The 19,261-nt window shown below is 69.4% G+C and carries 16 protein-coding genes; 12 read left to right on the plus strand and 4 right to left on the minus strand.

Features of this window, described 5'->3' with window-relative positions; all coding sequences use genetic code 11:
• Positions 1-110 precede the first annotated feature (110 nt).
• The 3 genes from TSH20_RS22535 to TSH20_RS22545 form a co-directional block, all read right to left on the minus strand.
• On the minus strand, positions 111-1,415 hold the full coding sequence (locus TSH20_RS22535) for a hemolysin family protein (protein WP_109156455.1): 1,305 nt from the start codon (positions 1,413-1,415) through the stop codon (positions 111-113).
• A 26-nt stretch (positions 1,416-1,441) separates the two neighbouring features.
• Entirely contained in the window at positions 1,442-1,996 is a 555-nt protein-coding gene (locus tag TSH20_RS22540) for an exopolysaccharide biosynthesis protein (protein WP_247871389.1), read from the minus strand.
• 394 nt (positions 1,997-2,390) lie between these two features.
• Positions 2,391-2,825, minus strand: coding sequence for a response regulator (locus TSH20_RS22545; RefSeq protein WP_109156453.1), 435 nt, complete (start codon positions 2,823-2,825; stop codon positions 2,391-2,393).
• 221 nt (positions 2,826-3,046) lie between these two features.
• On the opposite strand from TSH20_RS22545, the gene TSH20_RS22550 reads away from it, so the two are divergent.
• Together TSH20_RS22550 and TSH20_RS22555 are read left to right on the plus strand one after the other, a co-directional pair.
• Positions 3,047-5,185 carry an ATP-binding protein gene (locus TSH20_RS22550; protein WP_109156452.1) on the plus strand — a complete coding sequence of 713 codons (2,139 nt, stop codon included), beginning with the start codon at positions 3,047-3,049 and terminating at the stop codon, positions 5,183-5,185.
• A 386-nt stretch (positions 5,186-5,571) separates the two neighbouring features.
• Positions 5,572-6,180, plus strand: coding sequence for a transcriptional regulator (locus TSH20_RS22555; protein WP_109156451.1), 609 nt, complete (start codon positions 5,572-5,574; stop codon positions 6,178-6,180).
• A gap of 15 nt (positions 6,181-6,195) precedes the next feature.
• Here the strand turns inward: TSH20_RS22555 and TSH20_RS22560 are convergent, their stop codons facing one another.
• Positions 6,196-6,699 (minus strand): helix-turn-helix transcriptional regulator, encoded by a 504-nt coding sequence (locus TSH20_RS22560; protein ID WP_109149696.1) that lies wholly within the window; start codon positions 6,697-6,699, stop codon positions 6,196-6,198.
• Positions 6,700-7,284: 585 nt separating this feature from the next.
• Between TSH20_RS22560 and fliF the strand changes: the two genes are divergently transcribed.
• The 10 genes from fliF to TSH20_RS22610 are packed head-to-tail and all read left to right on the plus strand — an operon-like array spanning position 7,285 to position 19,213.
• Positions 7,285-8,946: a flagellar basal-body MS-ring/collar protein FliF gene (fliF, locus tag TSH20_RS22565; RefSeq protein ID WP_109156450.1), complete on the plus strand. Its 1,662-nt coding sequence runs from the start codon at positions 7,285-7,287 to the stop codon at positions 8,944-8,946.
• A gap of 47 nt (positions 8,947-8,993) precedes the next feature.
• Complete coding sequence (locus TSH20_RS22570) at positions 8,994-9,770, plus strand: FliH/SctL family protein (protein ID WP_109156449.1); 777 nt, start codon at positions 8,994-8,996, stop codon at positions 9,768-9,770.
• Between the two features lie 34 nt (positions 9,771-9,804).
• Complete coding sequence (gene fliN / locus TSH20_RS22575) at positions 9,805-10,122, plus strand: flagellar motor switch protein FliN (RefSeq protein ID WP_109156448.1); 318 nt, start codon at positions 9,805-9,807, stop codon at positions 10,120-10,122.
• Positions 10,122-11,066, plus strand: coding sequence for a MotA/TolQ/ExbB proton channel family protein (locus TSH20_RS22580; RefSeq protein WP_109156447.1), 945 nt, complete (start codon positions 10,122-10,124; stop codon positions 11,064-11,066). The genes fliN and TSH20_RS22580 overlap by 1 nt, the downstream gene beginning before the upstream one ends.
• Before the next feature lie 4 nt (positions 11,067-11,070).
• The gene (locus TSH20_RS22585; protein ID WP_109156446.1) at positions 11,071-12,630 is read left to right on the plus strand and encodes a sigma-54 dependent transcriptional regulator; all 1,560 of its coding nucleotides are present in this window, start codon (positions 11,071-11,073) and stop codon (positions 12,628-12,630) included.
• Between the two features lie 41 nt (positions 12,631-12,671).
• Positions 12,672-14,852, plus strand: coding sequence for a flagellar biosynthesis protein FlhA (flhA, locus tag TSH20_RS22590; protein ID WP_109156445.1), 2,181 nt, complete (start codon positions 12,672-12,674; stop codon positions 14,850-14,852).
• Between the two features lie 46 nt (positions 14,853-14,898).
• Entirely contained in the window at positions 14,899-16,176 is a 1,278-nt protein-coding gene (locus TSH20_RS22595; RefSeq protein WP_109156444.1) for a GTPase, read from the plus strand.
• Complete coding sequence (locus tag TSH20_RS22600) at positions 16,173-16,970, plus strand: MinD/ParA family protein (protein ID WP_109149703.1); 798 nt, start codon at positions 16,173-16,175, stop codon at positions 16,968-16,970. Before TSH20_RS22595 ends, TSH20_RS22600 begins: the two co-directional genes overlap by 4 nt.
• 21 nt (positions 16,971-16,991) lie before the next feature.
• Entirely contained in the window at positions 16,992-18,851 is a 1,860-nt protein-coding gene (locus tag TSH20_RS22605; protein WP_109156443.1) for a hypothetical protein, read from the plus strand.
• Positions 18,848-19,213, plus strand: coding sequence for a hypothetical protein (locus TSH20_RS22610; RefSeq protein WP_109156442.1), 366 nt, complete (start codon positions 18,848-18,850; stop codon positions 19,211-19,213). The genes TSH20_RS22605 and TSH20_RS22610 overlap by 4 nt, the downstream gene beginning before the upstream one ends.
• The last annotated feature ends 48 nt before the right edge of the window (positions 19,214-19,261 follow it).

Genomic DNA, 19,261 nt, shown 5'->3' on the forward strand with positions numbered 1-19,261 from the left:
CCAGCTCTCGCACAAAGCTTCGCTTTGTGCTGACGCGGCAGGCGGACCGCAGGTCCGCTGAGAGCGGGGGAGGTTAGGTGGGGGTCTAGCGTCGCAAGAATCCGACTCCCCTACCCCTCCGAAACCTCCGGGTTCAGCTGGATCAGCACCTTGTCGATGCGGCGGCCGTCCATGTCGACGACCTCGAAACGGATGCCGTTCCAGTGGAAATGCTCCGCCGCGGTCGGAACGTGACCGAAATGATCGAGCAGGAAGCCGGCGATGGTGTGGAAATCGCCCTCCCCCTTCATGTTCTTGACGCCGACCAGCGCCTCGACCTCCTCGACCGGGGTCATGCCGTCGACCAGCCAGCTGCCGTCCTCGCGCTGGACGGCGGCGGTGTCGCCTTCGTGGCTGCTGTCGGGCAGTTCGCCGGCGATCGCCTCCAGGATGTCGGTCATGGTGACCAGACCCTCGACGCTGCCGTACTCGTCCACCACCACCGCCATGTGGACGCTGGCCTGCTTGAACAGGTCGAGCAGGCGGAAGACCGGCGTGCCGTCATGGACGACCAGCGGCTGGACCATCGCCGCCCGGATGTCGAAGGAAACCCCCTTCAGCGACTGGTCGAGCAGCGCCTTGGCCGCGACGATGCCCTGCAGCTCGTCGACGTCGCCGCGGCAGACCGGGAAGCGGGAATAGCCGCTGTCGCAGATCTCGCGGCCGATGGCGTCGGAACTGTCGTCGATGTCGAGCCAGATCAGGTCGGGGCGCGGCGTCATGATCGACCGCACCGTGCGGTCGGACAGATGCATCACCCCCTCGATCATCTGGCGCTCGGCCGGCTCGAAGACGCCGCTCTGGGTGCCTTCGGCGATCAGGGTCTTGACCTCCTCCTCCGTCACCGTCTGCTCGCGCGAGGTCGGCAGGCGCAGAAGCTTCAGCACCGCGTCGCTCGACACGCCGAGAAGCCAGACCACCGGGGCCGACAGCCGCGACACCGTCCGCATCGGGGCGGCGACCATGGCGGCGATCCGCTCCGACGAGATCAGGGCGACGCGCTTGGGCACCAGTTCGCCGATGATGAGGGAGAAATAGGTGATGGCGGCGACCACCAGGGCGAACGCGACGGTGTGACCGTAGGGGGCGATCCAGGCGACCTGTTCGTCCAGCACGCCGCCGAGCCGTTCGGCCAGGGTGGAGCCGCCATAGGCGCCGGCGATGATGCCGGTCAGGCTGATGCCGACCTGCACGGTGGATAGGAAGCGGCTCGGATCCTCCGACAGCTCCAGCGCGACGCGGGCGCCCGCGCCGCCTTTCTCCTCGGCCATCTGCTGAAGCCGGGCGCGGCGCGCCGACACCAGCGCCATCTCCGACATCGCGAAGAAGGCGTTGAGCAGGATCAGCAAGACGATGACCAACAGTTCCCAGATCATGGCGTTGTGCCCTTTGGGGCGCTCCCTCAACCGATCAATTGTTGCGCCACGGCGACCGCCGCCTGCCCGAGACCGAGCAGGACGGCGGCGATGATGGCGATGGACAGAAGGCCGGCGATCAGGCCGGCCGAGACGAAGGCACCGTCGGATTCCATCAGCCCCAGCGCGATCAGCGCGATGGCGAAGGCAGGGGGCTGGTTTCCGAAAACGATGGGAAGGGACAGGATGCCCGCCAGAACCATCACCGCCAGCCCCAGCAGCCGTTCGGCGGTGGGACCGGCCAGCACCGGCATGCGTGGGCGCAAATGGCGCTCCACCCGCTCCGCCCAGGGCTTGGCCCGGCGGATCACGCCCAGGAAGGCCTTGCGGTCGAAACTGGCGGCCAGCATGCGGCGCGGCAGCCAGGGGCCATGCCGGCCCAGCGCCATCTGGGCGCCGAGCAGGATCATCGGCACGCCGGTGGCGGTCGACAGGCCGGGAACCGGCAGCACGTTGGGAATGGAAAGGATCAGCAGCAGCGCGCCGAAGGCACGGTCGCCCAGCGCGTCCATAATCTCGCCGAGCGAGATTCGCGAAGACATTTCGCCGGGCGGAATGCGGGACGGGACGGTCGGATCGTTGGAAAGGGGATCGCCGGAGGCGGCCCCGGTGGCGGTGGCGGCGCCGCGCGTCAGGAAGTCGTCCAGCAGGTCCGAAACGCGCGCACAACTCCCTTCCGCACTGGCCCTTTCCGGACTGGGATGGGGTGCGTCGTACGACCTGGGGGACGACCCGGGAGGTCGATCTTTGCTCACGGCTCTCCCCGATGCCGGAAACGGGATCGGAGCGGGCCGGGCGAAGGATGGCAGGAACCCATGGACCTTTCGCGTCGCGGCGGTAGCGATCTCCCTTCTACAGGAAGGGCGGAGAAAGCGCCAGCGCCGGTTGAGGTCGGACCGGGGGAACGGACAGTAGGGCGCGCCCTGCCCGTCCAGGCTATTGGCGCTTCTGCATGACGAAGGCCAGGCGCTTCGTCAGGTCGGCCTTCGAGACCGGTTTCACCAGGTAGCCGGAGATGCCATAGGCGATGGCGCGCTTCACCACATCCGCCTCGCGGTGGCCGGTCAGCACCAGCACCGGCAGGTCGGCCAGCGGGTTGCCGGTGGCGGTGCGCAGGGCGTGCAGCAGGTCCAACCCGGTCATCCGCGGCATCTCCAGGTCGCAGATCGCCACGTCGACGTCCTCGCCGTTCTTGCGCAGGATGTCGAGCGCCTGGACGCCGTCCGCCGCCTCGAATACCGTCCGCAGCCCGATGTCGTGCAGCAGCCGGTAGATCAGCTTGCGGGTGAAGTCGTCGTCCTCGACCAGAAGCACACCGAGATCATGTATCGTCCGGACCTGGCGGGTCCGCCCACCTGCCTCCACCACCATGACGCTCTCCGCTCCGCCTGTGTTCACCCGGACGCTGGCCGCGCGGCCGGACGACACAGTTTTCTGGATGTATTGTTGCGCAGTCGTTAACGGAATCGCCATTGCCGGACGACGGACACCCGGATCCCGCCGACGGGGAATGGCAATCGGGCACGCAACGTCCTATCCTTGCCACCCGCCGCAAGGCCAGCCCTTCCGAACCGATCAGGACCGCTCCTCCCTTGACCCCGCCGCCCGCCGCCCCCCTGTCCCCCTTAGGCAGTTCGCCCGACGCAGCGATGTTCGCCGCCGTGGTGGAGGCCAGCGGCGGCGGCATCGCCGTGTCCGACGCCACCCTCCCCAACCACCCCATCGTCTATTGCAACCGCGCCTTCCTGGAGATGGTCGGCTATGCGGCCGACGAGGTGATCGGCCAGGACGGCAGCTTCCTGCAGGGGCCGGCCACCGACCCGGAGACGGCGTCGGCCATCCGCGCCGCGCTGGCCGAGGCGAGGCCACTGTCGGTGGAGGTGCTGAATTACCGCAAGGACGGCACCGCCTTCTGGAACGCGCTGAGCCTGCGGCCAGTGCCGGGGCCTAATGGTTCGACGCGCTGGATCGCCGCCTCCTGCGCCGACGTCACCCACAGCCGCCGGTCGCAGGAAGAACTGCGCGACGCCGAGGAGCAGCTGACCAAGCTGGCGGCCGAGACCTTCGCCCTGGCCGAGAAGCTGGACGGCGCGCGGGAGGAGGCGGAGGCCGCCCGCATCGCGGCGGAGAACGCCAGCCGCGCCAAGTCGCGCTTCCTGGCGATGATGAGCCACGAGCTGCGCACGCCGATGACCGCGGTGATCGGCATGGGCGACCTGCTGATGGGCAGCGGGCTGAACGACCAGCAGAAGGCCTTCGTCAAGACGCTGCGCTCGTCGGCCGACACGCTGATGACGATCCTGAACGACGTGCTCGACTTCTCCAAGATCGAGGCGGGACAGCTGACGCTGGAAGAGATCGACTTCTCGCTGCCCCGGCTGGTGGAGGACGTGGTCCAGCTGTTCCTGGTGCGGGCGGCGGCCAAGGGGCTGAGCCTGTCGGCCTCCATCGCCGAGGATACGCCGCGCCACATCCGCGGCGACCCGACCCGGCTGCGGCAGGTGCTGTTCAATCTGGTGTCCAACGCCATCAAGTTCACCGACCGCGGCGCCATCGAGATCGCCGTGTGGTCGCCGGACCCTCCCGTTGGCCCGTCGAGCGACTTGGGCGCGCCGGATGGCTCCGTGATCCTGCGGTTCGAGGTGCAGGACAACGGCATCGGCATGACGGCGGAGCAGCGCGCCCGCCTGTTCGATGCCTTCGTCCAGGCCGACGTGTCGACCAGCCGCAAATATGGCGGCACCGGGCTGGGGCTGGCGATCTGCAAGCGGCTGGTGGAGGCGATGGGCGGCGAGATCACCGTCTCCAGCGCGCCCGGCCGCGGGTCCACCTTCCGCTTCTCGATCCGCAGCCGGCTGGCGGAGGCGCAGCCGGCCGCCGACCTCGGTTCCCGGCCGGCCCTGTCGGCGGCGGAGATGCCGGAGCCGACGCGGGTGCCGCTGCGGCTTCTGCTGGCTGAGGACAACGACATCAACCGCATGCTGATCGTCGCCATGATGACCCGCATCGGCCATCAGATCGACGCGGTGGCCGACGGGCGGGCGGCGCTGGCCGCGGTCACGGCGGCCGATTACGACGCGCTGATCCTGGACATGGAAATGCCGGTGCTGGATGGCCGGTCGACGGCGCGGGCGATCCGCCGGATGGACGGGCCGGTGGCGCGCATCCCCATCGTCGGGCTGTCGGCCGACGCCCTGCCGGAGCATCGCGACGGCCATATGGCCGCCGGGCTGGACGCCTATCTGACCAAGCCGATCGACTGGGAGCAGTTGAACGCCGTGCTGATCGATCTGGCGACCCGGCCGCAGGACGGACGGGTGGTGCCGATGCCCAGCCGCCCGGCGGCGGAGGGCGGCCAGTTCTCGTCCCTGCCGCTGATCGACCGGGTCAAGCTGGCGGAGCTGCGGCTGGCGCTGGGCGGCGAGGCGCTGGACGGCATGCTGCAACTGCTGCCGGAGACGGCGTTGCGCGAACTGACGGCGATCCGCTCCGCCCTGCAGGCCGGCCGGCCGAAGGAGCTGAAGCAGGCGGCCCACACGCTGACCGGGCTGGCCGCCAATTTCGGCGCTCCGCGCATGGCCGCCATCGCCCGCGCCATCAACGACAGCCCGGCCGACACCGAGAAGGTCGCAGCATTGCTGCCCCTGCTGGAGACCACCGTCGCCGCCACCAGCAGCCTGGTGCGCGACCCGGCAGAAAGTATCCCCTCTCCCCCCCGGGGAGAGGGTTAGGGTGAGGGGGTCGCGCGGCGAGGATCTTCAAGAATCGCGCACTCTCCGCTTCCCACCAAATCCACCCTGTGCATCCCCCTCACCCCGACCCTCTCCCCGGGGGCTATGGCATTCACACAATCCCAACTATTGCTAAGCATCTGGAACAAAAGGAACTTTGCGTCATCCCCGCGAAGGTGGGGAACCAGGAAACTCCGCGGATCAGCGGCGGATGTGGCTGGATTCCCACCTTCGCGGGAATGACGGCCGACAAAAGACGGCCGACAAAATTGCTTTATCCCAATGCCTTACGTGACGCTGAGATGTGTGAATGTCATAGCCCCGGGGGGAGAGGGAGATTACGCGCGGTTGAGCGGCGCGGGACCGATCTGCTAGAGACTCGGGGCATGAAGAAAGCAGCGCCGAAGCGGCGCGGCGGGTCGCCGCGCGTCACCCATCCCGACCAGTTCGATCTGCTCGACGTACCCGAGCCGACGGCGGTGATGATCACCTATTCGGGTCGCACCGTCGATCTGGAGCGGCCGGACTTCGGCCCCTTCGACATCGAGGACATTGCCCGGCCGCTGGCCTACCAGTGCCGCTTCGTCGGCAACACCCAGCGCTTCTTCAGCGTGGCCCAGCACTGCGTCCTGGCCAGCCGGCTGGCGCCGCAGGGCTATGCCTACGACGCGCTGATGCATGACTGCGAGGAGGCCTTCACCGGCGACTGGCCGACGCCGTGGAAGGTGCGGATCGGCCGCGACGCCATCCGGCAGGCAGTGGAGCCGATCAAGAGCGCGCTCGCCCTGCGCTTCGGCTTCCGCCATCCGGAGCCGAAGGCGGTCAAGCTGGCCGACCAGCGGGCGCTGGCGACCGAACTGCGCGACCTCTGCGCGCCGCACCGCGTCAACTGGCGCGACCTGCCCGACCCGGACGAGGCCGCCATCGTGCCGCTCGGCCCGGAGGAGGCGCTGGCCGATTTCCTGGAGCATTACCGGCGGCTGAAGCCGGCCTGAGACCCCCAGTCGGAATCAGGCGTGGCCGCCCTGCTCCGCCCTGCGGCCACGGCCGCGCTTGGGGGCCGGCGCCGCGCCGGTGGAGGCGCCGTCGGCCTGCTGCTCGGCGCAGCGCTCGGCAAGCTCGCGGATGGCCGCGCGGATCTGCGGGTCGCGGATGCTCTGGAAATAGCGCGCCAGCATCAGCGCCTCGCGCGATTGCAGCGTGTTCTCCTGCTCCTCGCCGCCGGCCGCCGCGGGCATCTCGCCGCCCTCGCCCGCCTGCTGGCGGTTCTCCAGCCCTTCGAAGAAGACGGAGACGGGCACACGGAAGAACTGGCCCAGCTTGAACAGGCGGCTGGAGGACACGCGGTTGAAGCCGCGCTCGTACTTCTGCAATTGCTGGAAGGTCAGCCCCAACGCCGCGGCGACGTCGCTCTGGCTGAGGCCGGCGAGCATGCGCAGCTCCCGCAGGCGCTGGCCGACGAACACATCGACCTCGTTCAGGCCTTCCTTCTTTTCGCGCCCACGCCGTTTCATGGCTTTTCCCCTTCGATCCTGTACTGGCCCGCACTGGTCCCGGCAGCCGACTCCTCCCGCCGCCATCCGGAACGCCTCCACTGGCGCCGAAGCTTAGGAACACGTCGCCGGGAAGACGAATCGGCCGGTCACGGGGACGGATTGCAACTCAGCTATGACCGCGACCTGCCGATGTCAACCGCTGCTGGACCAGTTACCTCTTTTGGGCAGGGCGGTTTTCGCGGGAATCGGCCGGTTGGTCATAGGACCGCACTCTTTTCGCGCATTGAGCGGTATCGCCCTACCCACAGTCGCGTCCGCCGGGCGGCTCCGCTCACGCCCGGAGCCGGCTGCGGCATTGTGACCCAAGGTTGCGAGCGAAGCCGTTGCACAGCCGCCGCAGGGCTGCAACATTTGCGGGGCACTAGGCATATTTTGCCGGGCGCCCGGCAAAAACTGCCGCCGATTAACCCTCTCTTCATCAAGACACCGCAGCATGCCCCAACATAGGCATGCCCGGCGCGGAACTTGCACAAACCGTCTCGCAATCGCGAAACGGAGACGTGTGGAGAGTATGCCGGGAAGATTTCCGATCGGGGACCGCGCGTGAACAACCTGCTGCAGACCTTGCGCAATCTCGGACCCGCACGCCTTGCGGCGATCGGCGGCGTCGGGCTGTTGCTGATCGGATTCTTCGTCTATCTGACCACCCGGCTGTCCACGCCGGAAATGGAGCTGCTCTATTCCGACCTCCAGCAGTCGGAGGCGGCGGCCATAGCCAAGAAGCTGGAGGAGGCCAAGGTCCCCTACAGCGTCGACAAGTCCGGCACCAAGATCACCGTCCCCGCCGATCAGGTCGGACCGATGCGCATGCGCATGGCGGCCCAGGGCCTGCCGTCGGGCGGATCGGTCGGCTACGAGCTGTTCGACAAGGGCGAGGGGTTCGGCGCCACCAGCTTCATGCAGAACATCAACCACCTGCGCGCGCTGGAAGGCGAGATGGCGCGCACGGTGCAGACGCTGAACGGCGTCATGCAGGCCCGCGTGCATCTGGTGCTGCCCAAGCGCGAGCTGTTCGCCCGCCAGCAGAACCCGGCGACCGCCAGCGTCTTCCTGAAGCTGCGCCCCGGCGCCAAGCTGAGCCGCGAGAACATCCAGGCCATCCAGCAGCTGATCGCCGCCTCCGTCCCCAACCTGGACCCCAACCGCATCTCCATCGTCGACGACAAGGGCAACCTGCTGGCGCGCGGCACCGGCAGCGACACCGCCGAAGCGATGATGGCGAGCGCGGAGGAGAAGAAGCAGGCCTTTGAGGGGCGGATGGCCCGCACCATCGAGGATCTGTTGGGCCGGACGCTGGGCTACGGCAAGGTCCGGGCCGAGGTGTCGGCCGACCTCGACTTCGACCGCATCACCACCCAGTCGGAAATCTTCGATCCGGAAAGCCAGGTCGTCCGCTCGACCCAGACCGTCAACGAATCGAACGAGAGCAGCGACCGCGATCCGCTGGCCCCGGTGACGGTGGACCAGAACCTGCCGACGGCCCAGGCCAGCAGCAGCGCCAGCCCGCTGTCCTCCAACAAGTCGTCCCGCGCCGAAGAGACGATCAACTACGAGATCACCAAGACCACCAAGTCGCATGTCCGCGAGGCGGGTCAGGTGCGCCGCATGTCGGTCGCCGTCCTGGTCGACGGCACCTATCAGACCAGCAAGGACAACGGGCCGACCTACCAGCCGCGCAGCGAGCAGGAGATCGAGAGCATCAAGGCGCTGGTGCGGTCCGCCGTCGGGCTGGACGCCGTGCGCGGCGACTCGCTGGAAGTGGTGAACATGCGCTTCTGGTCGCCCGAGGACGACATCCAGAAGCCGGAAGAGCTGTTCATGGGCATGACCAAGGACGACCTGTTCCGCATCGCGGAGATGGTCGTGCTGGGCATCGTCGCCGTCCTCATCATCCTGCTGGTCATCCGCCCGCTGATCTCCCGCGCCTTCGAGAAGGCGGAGATGCAGGAGGAGGACGAGATGGACCGCCTGCTGACCGATCAGGCCGGCATGCCGGCCGCGCTCGCCGCCCCCACCGGCGCGCTGGCCCAGGATCTGGCGCTGGAAGCGGCGCAGGCCGACGAGGAGCTGGAGCAGATGATCGACATCAACCGGGTGGAAGGCCGCGTCCGCGCGTCCTCCCTGCGCAAGGTCGGCGAGATCGTCGACAAGCATCCGGAAGAGGCGGTCTCCATCCTGCGCAACTGGCTGTATCAGGAGAGCTGAGCGATGCCGGCCTCCGTTTCCACTGACTTCGGGGAAGGACCGCGGCGATGAGCGTGCGCAAATTCCTCTTCGACGAGTCCTTCGACGTGGACGCCGTTCCCCGCATGACCCATGTGGAGGACGACGACCTGCTGCCCGAGGACGAGCTGTCGGCCCATCCGGAACCCGAGCCGGAGCCGGAACTGCCGCCCGCCCCGACTTTCGGCGAGGAGGAGCTGGCTGCCGCCCGCGCCCAGGGCTACGAGGAGGGCATGGCCGCCGGTAAGTCGGCGGGCACCTCCGAGGGCTATGGCAAGGGCTTCACCGACGGCATGGCCGCCGGCCAGAACACCGGCTACGAGCGCGGCAAGGCGGAGATCGAGGCGACGGTGAACAACCGCATCGCCAACGCCCTGTCGCAGATCGCCGACGGGGTGCAGCGGCTGCTGGCGGAGCGCGAGGCGGGCAACGCCGCGCGCGGCGAACAGCCGGTCCATCTGGCGCTGGCCATCGTCCGCAAGCTGCTGCCCGAATGGGCGCGGCGCGGCGGCATGGTCGAGGTCGAGGGCATGGTCCGCGCCTGCCTGACCGACCTGATCGACGAGCCGCGGCTGGTCATCCGGGTGGCCGAGGACACGATGGGGCTGGTGCGCGACCATCTGGACGAAACGGTGGGCTCGCGCGGCTTCGGCGCCAAGCTGATGGTGATCGGCGACCCGTCGATCGCCCCCGGCGGCTGCCGCATCGAATGGGCCGAGGGTGGCATGGAGCGGGACACCGCCCAGCTGCTGGCCGAAATCGAACGCCGCGCCGCGCACATGCTGGAGGCTCCGGCCCCCGTCTAAGGGGTGTCCGGAATGAAGGAGGTCCGAGACCGACATGCCGAGCGACAATTTCTCGCTGAACGATCTGCAGAGTGGCGATGGCGACGAATACGCCAGCCCCGGAATCACCAAGGATCTGGAGGCGGTGTACGACATCCCCGTCCAGATCTCCGCGGTGCTGGGCAAATCGACCATGCAGGTGGCGCAGCTGCTGAAGCTGGGCCGCGGCGCGGTGGTGGAGCTGGACCGCAAGGTCGGCGAGGCCATCGACATCTACGTCAACAACCGCCTGGTCGCCCGCGGCGAGGTGGTGGTGGTGGAAGACCGGCTGGGCGTGACCATGACGGAAATCATCAAGTCGGACCGGGGCTGATGGCGATTTCGTCCGACAGCGCCGCGTCCCGCGCGAAGGCCGCCGCCGGCAATGGCGCAGGCGGCCCCCGTGCCGCTGCTGCTCAGGCCGAGCCGGCCGGCGCCCATACCGGCGCCACCGCGCCGGGGCGGAGCGTGCGGCTGCGCGGCGGGCTGGACGTGGCGACGCTGGTCGGGCTGGCCGCCGCCGCCGCGGTGATCCTGATCGCCATCACCACCGGCGGCTCGGCCCGCGCCTTCCTCGATCCGCCGTCGCTGCTGATCGTGCTGGGCGGGACGCTGGCGGTCACCACCGCCTCCTTCTCGCTGGGCGACGTGGCGGTGGCCTGGAGGAACGCGGCGGCGGTGCTGGTCCACCAGACGCTGGACCCCAAGGGCGTGGCCCGGCAGGTGATCCTGCTGGCCGAGGCCGCCCGCCGGGCCGGGCCGGAGACCCTGCGCAACGTCCTGCCGGAACTGCGCGGCGAACCTTTCCTGCATCGCAGCGTCACCCTGATCACCGAAGGGCTGCCGCCCGACGCCATCGAACGGATGCTGACCGGCGAGGTCGAGGCGACCGCGGGCGGCCACGGCAAGAGCGCCGGCGTGCTGCGCCGCGCCTCGGAAGTGGCGCCGGCGATGGGGCTGATCGGCACGCTGGTCGGTCTGGTGCAGATGCTGGGCAGCCTGAGCGACCCGTCGGCCATCGGGCCGGCGATGGCGCTGGCGCTGCTGACGACCTTCTACGGGGCCGTGCTCGGCAACGTCGTCCTCTCCCCGCTCGCCGCCAAGGTGGAGCGGGCGGCGGAGGAGGACGCGCTGGTCAAGACCCTCTATACCATCGGCGCCGTGTCCATCGCGCGCCAGGAGAATCCGCGGCGTTTGGAGATGCTCCTGAACGCCGTCCTGCCGCCTGGAAAGCGGATCCAGTATTTCGACCGGGAAGCCCCGAGAGTGGGAGCGTAAGGCTATGCGTCTGCTGATCGTTGGAACGTTGGAAGGCTACATCACCGCCGCCGGCAAGATCGCCATGAAGCGGGGGGCCAAGGTGTCGCACACCGACAGCATCGAAGGGGCGCTGAACGCCTTGCGTACCGCCGCCGGCGCCGATCTGGTGATGATCGACGTCAAGCTGGATATCGCGACCTTCATCGACAGCCTGAAGTCGGAGCGGATCACCATCCCGGTGGTCGCCTGCGGCATCGGCACCGATGCGGCCGCCGCGGTGCGCGCCATCCGCGCCGGTGCCAAGGAATACCTGCCGCTGCCGCCCAACGCCGAGCTGATCGCCGCGGTGCTGGAGGCGGTTGCCGAGGAAAGCCATTCCATCGTCTGCAGCGACCCCGCCATGCTGGCGACCCTGCGGCTGGCCGAGCAGGTGGCGCCAAGCGACGCTTCGGTGATGATCACCGGCGAGAGCGGCACCGGCAAGGAGCTGATGGCCCGCTTCATCCACCGCAAGAGCCGGCGGTCGGGCGAGCCCTTCGTCGCGGTCAACTGCGCCGCCATTCCGGAAAACCTGCTGGAATCGGAGCTGTTCGGGCATGAGAAGGGCGCCTTCACCGGTGCCGTCGCCCGGCGTCTCGGCAAGTTCGAGGAGGCAAACAACGGCACCCTGCTGCTGGACGAGCTGTCGGAGATGCATCCGCGCCTGCAGGCCAAGCTGCTGCGCGCCATCCAGGAGAAGGAGATCGACCGCATCGGCTCCAGCCAGCCGGTGAAGGTCAATGTCCGCCTGATCGCCACCTCCAACCGCAATCTGGAGGCGGAGGTCCGCTCCGGCAATTTCCGCGAGGATCTGTACTTCCGCCTGAACGTGTTCAGCGTGGCGATCCCGTCCTTGCGCGAACGCCCGGCCGATATCCCGATGATCGCCGAGCATTTCCTGAAGAAATACGCGGAGGCCAACGGGCTGGGCGACAAGCGCCTGACCGAGGACGCGATGCTGATGCTGAAGTCGCATCACTGGCGCGGCAATGTGCGCGAGCTGGAAAACACCATGCACCGCGCCGTCCTGCTGTCGCGCGGGGAAGAGGTCGGACCGGAAGCGATCATGCTGACCAGCAAGCTGCTGGCCCCGGAAGGCAGCGCCCAGGCCTCCATCCCCAGCGATTCGCCGGTCGCCAACCCGTTCGCCGGACCCGGCGGCACCGTGCCGGCCGCGCCGTCCCAGCCGCAGCAGCCGTCCACCCCGCTGGTGGTTCCGCCGCAAGGCGCCCTGCCGAGCAGCTACGGCCCGCCGAAGGGCGGCAAGCCCGGTCCCTATGGCATGGCGGCCAACAGCAGCGCGGCGGCAGCCGCCAGCGCCGGGAACAGCGGCGCCGGCCTGGCGGCGCTGATCGGCCGCACGGTGGCGGATGTCGAGCGCGACCTGATCCTGGAGACGCTGACCCACTGCCTGGGCAACCGCACCCATGCCGCCAACATCCTGGGCATCTCGATCCGCACGCTGCGCAACAAGCTGAAGCAGTATGGCGACGAGGGCCGCAGCGTGCCCACCCCGGGCAACGACGAACGGGCGACGGCCTGACGTCCCGACCGGGACCTGGGACCTGAGCGGCGGGAGCATCCATGGCGCTGACGGAGCAGAATAGCGGCGGGGGCGGCGGCCCTGGTTTGGGGGGCGGCAACATGGCCGCCTTCGGCGAGATGTGGGCGGTCACCAAATCGTCGCTGAAGCGCGGCGACGTGGCGATGGCCATCGGCATCCTGATCGTCGTGGTCGGGCTGATCATGCCGCTGCCCAGCGTCATGCTCGACATGATGCTGGGGCTGAACGTCACCATCTCCATCCTGATCCTGATGGTGGTGCTGTTCATCTCCAAGCCGCTGGAGCTGTCGTCCTACCCGACGATCCTGCTGATCACCACGCTGTTGCGCCTGTCGCTCAACATGGCGTCCACGCGCCTGATCCTGACGCATGGACATGAGGGCACGTCGGCCGCCGGCCATGTGATCGAGGCCTTCGCCAGCCTGGTCATGGGCGGCGATTTCGTCATCGGCGTGATCATCTACGCCATCCTGACCATCGTGAATTTCAAGGTCATCACCGCCGGTTCGGGCCGCATCGCCGAAGTGGCGGCGCGTTTCACCCTCGACGCCATGCCCGGCAAGCAGATGGCCATCGACGCCGACCTGTCGGCCGGCATGATCGACGAAGGCACGGCGCGGGCGCGGCGCAAGGAGCTGGAGGACGAAAGCGCCTTCTTCGGCTCGATGGACGGTGCGTCGAAGTTCGTGAAGGGCGACGCCGTTGCCGGCTTGATGATCATGTTCATCAACATCATCGGCGGCGTGACCATCGCGGTGCTGCGCCACGACATGCCGGTGATGACGGCGCTGGACACCTTCACCAAGCTGACCATCGGTGACGGTCTGGTGTCGCAGATCCCGGCGCTGGTGATTTCGATCTCCGCCGGTTTCCTGGTGTCGAAGGCCGGCATGGGCGGCTCGACCGACAAGGCGGTGGTCGGGCAGCTGACCGGTCACAGCCAGGCGCTGGCCCTGTCGGCCGGCGCCATCGGCGTGCTGGCCCTGCTGCCGGGCATGCCGATCCTGACGCTGGCCCCGGTCATCGGCATCGTCGGTGCCGCCGCCTGGTACATGCCGCGCCTGCGCGCGAAGCAGGAGGCGGAAGAGGCCGCTGCGGCGGAGGAAGCGGCGGCGGCCGGCGGAGCGCCGGGCGGCGGGCCGGGCGGCGGGCCGGCGCCGGACGAACCGATCGCCACCGCGCTGGCCATCGACCTGATCCGGCTGGAGCTGGGCTATGGCCTGCTGTCCCTCATCAACCAGCCGCAGGCGGGAAGCCACCGGCTGACCGACCAGATCAAGGGCCTGCGCCGGCAGATCGCCGGCGAGGTCGGCTTCGTCATGCCGGCGGTCCGCATCCAGGACAACCTGCAGCTTCCGCCCAACACCTACATCATCCGCGTCAAGGAGATCGAGGCCGGGCGCGGCGACATCCGGCCCAACATGCTGTTGGTGATGGACCCGCGCGGCGACGCCATGAGCTTGCCCGGCGAACAGACGGTGGAGCCGACCTTCGGCTTGCCCGCCATCTGGATCGAGCCGGGTTATCGCGAGGAGGCGCTGTTCAAGGGCTACACCGTGGTCGATCCGTCGACCGTGGTGACCACCCACCTGACCGAGCTGATCAAGGACAACATGCCGGAGCTGCTGTCCTTCACCGAGACGCAGAAGCTGCTGGACGAGACCGACAAGGAACACCAGAAGCTGATCGCCGATGTGGTGCCCAGCCAGATCACTGTGGGCGGATTGCAACGGGTGTTGCAGAATCTCCTTGCCGAACGGGTCTCGATCCGGGATCTTCCCACCATATTGGAAGGGGTATCCGAAGCGACCAGCCAGACCCGCAGCATCACCCAGATCACCGAGCATGTGCGGTCCCGCCTTGCCCGGCAGATTTGCGACGCGAACACGAACGAGATGGGCTTCATCCCGCTCGTCACCCTGTCGCCCGAATGGGAGCAGGGGTTCGCCGAATCGCTGGTGGGCGACGGCGACGACCGGCAGCTGACGATGGCCCCGTCCCGCCTGCAGCAGTTCATCACCTCCGTCCGTCAAACCTTCGAGCGACATGCCATGATGGGCGAGAGCCCCGTACTGCTGACCAGCCCGCTGATCCGGCCCTTCGTCCGCTCCATCGTCGAGCGGTTCCGACCGGCGACCGTGGTCATGTCGCAGAACGAGATCCACCCGAAGGCCCGCATCAAGACCCTGGGGCAGATCTGATGGTGCGTGCCCGTCCCCTCCCCTTACCTGACGGAAGGCGCTGCCGATGCGGCTGAAGTCCTTCCACGCCAAGACCATGTCCGACGCCATGCGGATGGTGCGCCAGTCGCTGGGCGACGACGCCATCATCGTCGCCACGCGCGAGGAGGAAGGCGGCGGCGTGCGCGTGACGGCGGCGGTGGAAGAGGACGACCTGCCGCCGGCCCAATCCTCCGGCACCGCGCGCGGCGGCCGGGGCAAGGCACCGCCGAAGCCGGTGGAACCCGAGATCGACGTGGGCGAGGTGGTGGCCGACGCCCTGCAGCGCCATGGCGTGCCGGCCGCGCTGGCCGAACAGCTGATCGACGCGGCGTCCGGGCTGGACACCGAGGATCCGCGGCTGGCGCTGGGCTCGGCGCTCGATTCCTTCTTCACCTTCAACCCGCTGCCCGACGGCCGGTCGCCGGTGAAGCCGCTGGCGCTCGTCGGGCCGCCGGGATCGGGCAAGACGCTGGTCGCGGCCAAGCTGGCGGCGCGGGCGGTTTTCCGCAAATGCTCGGTCGGCGTCATCACCACCGACACGGTGCGGGCCGGCGGCGTCGACCAGCTGGCCGCCTTCACCCGGCTGATGAAGCTGAAGCTGGCGACGGTGGAGGACCCCGACGCGCTGGCCGGCGCCTTCGAGGTGCATCGCCGCACCGATCTCGTGCTGGTCGACACAGCCGGGCGCAACCCGTTCGACGCCGAGGACATGCAGGATCTGCGCGCCATGCTCTCCGCCGGGGAGGTGGAGCCGGTGCTGGTGCTGCCGGCCGGGCTGGACGCGATGGAGGCCGCCGACATGGCGCTGGCCTTCAAGGCGGTCGGCGTGCGGCGCATGCTGGTGACCCGGCTGGACATCGCGCGCCGGCTGGGCAGCGTGCTCGCCATCGCCGCGCGCGCCCGGCTGTCCTTCTGCGACGCCAGCATCTCGTCCAAGGTGGCGGAAGGGCTGACGGCGTTGAACCCGCTGGCGCTGGCCCGCATGATGATTCCGGCCGAGGAGAAGGCCCCCGCCGTCAAGGAGCCGGCGCCGCGCCGCGCCGCCCGCACCGCGGAGTGGGACGAGGACGACGACATCGGCGAAGGCGGCCAGCCGGATCATGAGCCGGACCATACGCCCGAGCGCAAGCCGAAGTTCGGGCGGGGCTATGAGCCGGAAGAGGACGAGCCGGAGATGGAACCGGCACCACCGCCGCCGCCACCGCGCAGGGCCGCCGCCGCCAAGCCGACGAAACCCGCATCCGCAAAACCCGCAACCAAGGCTAAGGCCGCCAGTTCCCCCTCGTCGAGGACCCTGCCATGACCGATCCGGTGTTCCCGGCCGCCCTCAAGAACGTTCGCCCGCTGCGCGGCGCCAACGTCATCGCCGTGGCCAGCGGAAAGGGCGGCGTCGGCAAGACGTGGTTCTCCATCACGCTGAGCCACGCCCTGACCAAGGCGGGCATGAACACGCTGCTGTTCGACGGCGATCTGGGCCTTGCCAACGTTGACATCCAGCTGGGCTTCTCGCCCAAGAACGATTTGGGTGCCGTCATCAACGGCGAGGTGACGCTGGCCAAGGCGGCGCAGCGCTTCCCCGACACCGGATTCGACATCATCGCCGGCCGGTCGGGATCCGGCACGCTGGCGCAGCTGCCGAGCCAGCGGCTGTCGGGCCTGCGCAACGACCTGCTGGAGCTGGCGAAGAGCTATGACCGGGTGGTGATGGACATGGGCGCCGGCGTCGACCGCACGGTGCGCACCCTGTCCGGCCCGGCCGGCACCACGCTGGTGGTGACGACGGACGAGCCGACCTCGCTGACCGACGCCTATGCCTTCATCAAGCTGACCCATGCCACCAACCCGTCGGCCGACCTGCGGATCGTCGTGAACATGGCGCAGAGCGTGAAGGACGGCGAGCGCACCTACGGCACCATCCTGAAGGCCTGCCAGAACTTCCTGAAATACAAGCCGGCGTTGGCGGGCATCATCCGCCGCGACCTGAAGGTGCGCGACGCCATCCGCAACCAGACCCCGCTGCTGACGCGCTCGCCGTCCAGCGATGCGGCCCGCGACGTCGAGGCGATCGTGCAGCGGCTGCTCGCCAGCGCCAAGTAACGGCCGGGAGTAACGGCAAAAATGGGCGGGGCGATCCCACCGTCGGTCACGCCTGCCGCCGCCACCGCCGCGGCAGCCCCCGCCGCGCCCGCCCCCGTCACGGCCGAGGCCACGGTCGTCCAGCTTCCCGAACGGCTGCCGGAGGTCACGCGCCCGGTGGTGCTGACCGGCACCGTCGCCGGCCAGACTCCGGAAGGCCTGACCCGCGTGCGCACGGCGGCGGGCGAACTGCTGCTCGACAGCGCGGCGGAGCTGCCGCCGGACAAGCAGGTCACGGTGCAGATCACACCGGGAAGCACGCCCTCGACGGGGGCGCCCACCACCGCCCTGCCGGCCAAGCCGACGGCGCTGATCCTGCTGCAATCCTTGGGGAATCCTACCGTAGGCAGCCCGGCCGCGCCGCAGACGGGTGGAACGACCGCGACCCCGGCAGGCGGAAGCGGCGCGGCGCCCGCCGTCCTGCTGCCCACCCCGACAGGGGCGACCGTCCCGACCAACCTGCCGCCGCTGCTGCCGGGCACCGTCGTGCCGGCGCTGGTGCTGGCCGGCGGGTCGGGCGCCAAGCCGTTGGCTCCCGCCGCGACGCCGTCGCAGGGTACGCCCGCCACGCCGGCTCCAGGGACGCCCGGCCCGGCGAAGCCCGAGGCTCCGGCTGGTGGAGCGCCAGCCACGCCGACAGCTGGTTCACCGACACCCGCCCCGACGATGGGCGGCGGCAGCGCCACCTTCGGCACGCCGGTCCAACTGGGCGGCGACGCTGCCCATCCCGGCGCCGAAACGCCGACGATGCCGAACCAGCCCGGCAAGACCGCCAGCAATCCCGAACCGCCCGACCTGCCGCGCGGCGCCACGGTGGCGCTGAAGATCCTGACCGTCACCCCGCCGCCGCAACAGCCGCGCCCGCCCGGCGACCCGGAGGCGGGCGGACGCAACGGGCAGGCCGGGAACCAGCCGGGCCAGCAATCCGCCGGGCAATCAACTCCACTGTCCCAACCTTCGCCCGACGAGGCGGCGCTGCCGCCCGACACGCCCATCCTGCACGGCACGGTGGCCGGCAGCACGCCGCAGGGGCAGCCGATCCTGGCGACCAAGCAGGGCATGCTGGCGCTGAACGTCCCGGCCAGCCTGCCTCCGGGGGCCAAGGTGACGGCGGCGCTGGCCGACCTCGCCCAGGCGACCCAGGCGGCGGCCCCCACCCTGCCCGGCCCGCCGGGTCCGCTGGACGGGCGCGACTGGCCGGCGATGCGGCAACTGATGGAGACGCTGGCGGCGGCCGATCCGGCGCTCGCCAAGTCGATGCTGGCGACGATGCCGCAGCCGAACCGCAAGCTGACCGCCGCCATCGGCTTCTTCCTGGCGGCGATGCGCGGCGGCGACGCGCAGGGCTGGCTGGGCGACGACGCGGCAAGCGCCCTGGACAAGGCGGGCCGCCGCGATCTGCTGGAGCGGCTGGAGAAGGATTTCGACGGTCTGCGCCGCGAGGCGGCCGAGCCGCTGCCGGGCGACTGGCGCAGCTACACCATTCCGCTGATGGACGCCAACGGGCCGAAGCCGATCAAGCTGCATGTCCATCCGCTGAAGGAGGACGAGGAGGGCGGCGGCAAGGAACGGTCGAAGCCGGGCAGCCGCTTCGTCATCGACCTGGACCTCAGCCGCTTCGGACCGATGCAGCTGGACGGTCTGGTGCGGCCCAATCATTTCGACCTGATCCTGCGCAGCCATGCCGCTTTGCCGCCGGAGCTGCGGGTGGAGCTGATCCAGGTCTTCGCCGACAGCGTGCGGGCCGTCGGCTACACCGGCGGCCTGTCCTTCCAGTCGGGGGCGCGCAGCTGGGTGAAGCTGACCCGCGCCGGGCAGGCCGGCCTGGGGGTGTCGGCATGAGGCGCGAGCGTTTGACCACCCGCCGCTCCCCCGACGCCCGCCACGACTTCCTGGTCGAACTGCGCGGCGAGCCGCTGCCGGGGGTGCGTCTGACCCTGCGGCTGGTGCCGGACCTGCTGGTGCCCGATCCGGCGTCGGTGGTGGCCTATCTGGCGGAGTTCGCCGGCTTCGCTGATGGGCTGGAGGCGCTGGCCATCGCCATTCTGGACGACGTCAACAACGAGCTGGTTCCGCGCTGGGTCGAGGTGGCGGTGGAGAGCGACACGCCCCTGCCCCACCGCGTGGTGATCGAGGACCGGCAGCCGACCTGGGACAATCCGCGGCTGTTCCCCCTCTCCCCCCTGGGGAGAGGGCCGGGGTGAGGGGGAGGCACGGAGTGGATTTTCGAGAATCCTCGCTGTGCGTCCCCC

Source organism: Azospirillum sp. TSH20, assembly GCF_003115935.1.
GTDB lineage: Bacteria > Pseudomonadota > Alphaproteobacteria > Azospirillales > Azospirillaceae > Azospirillum.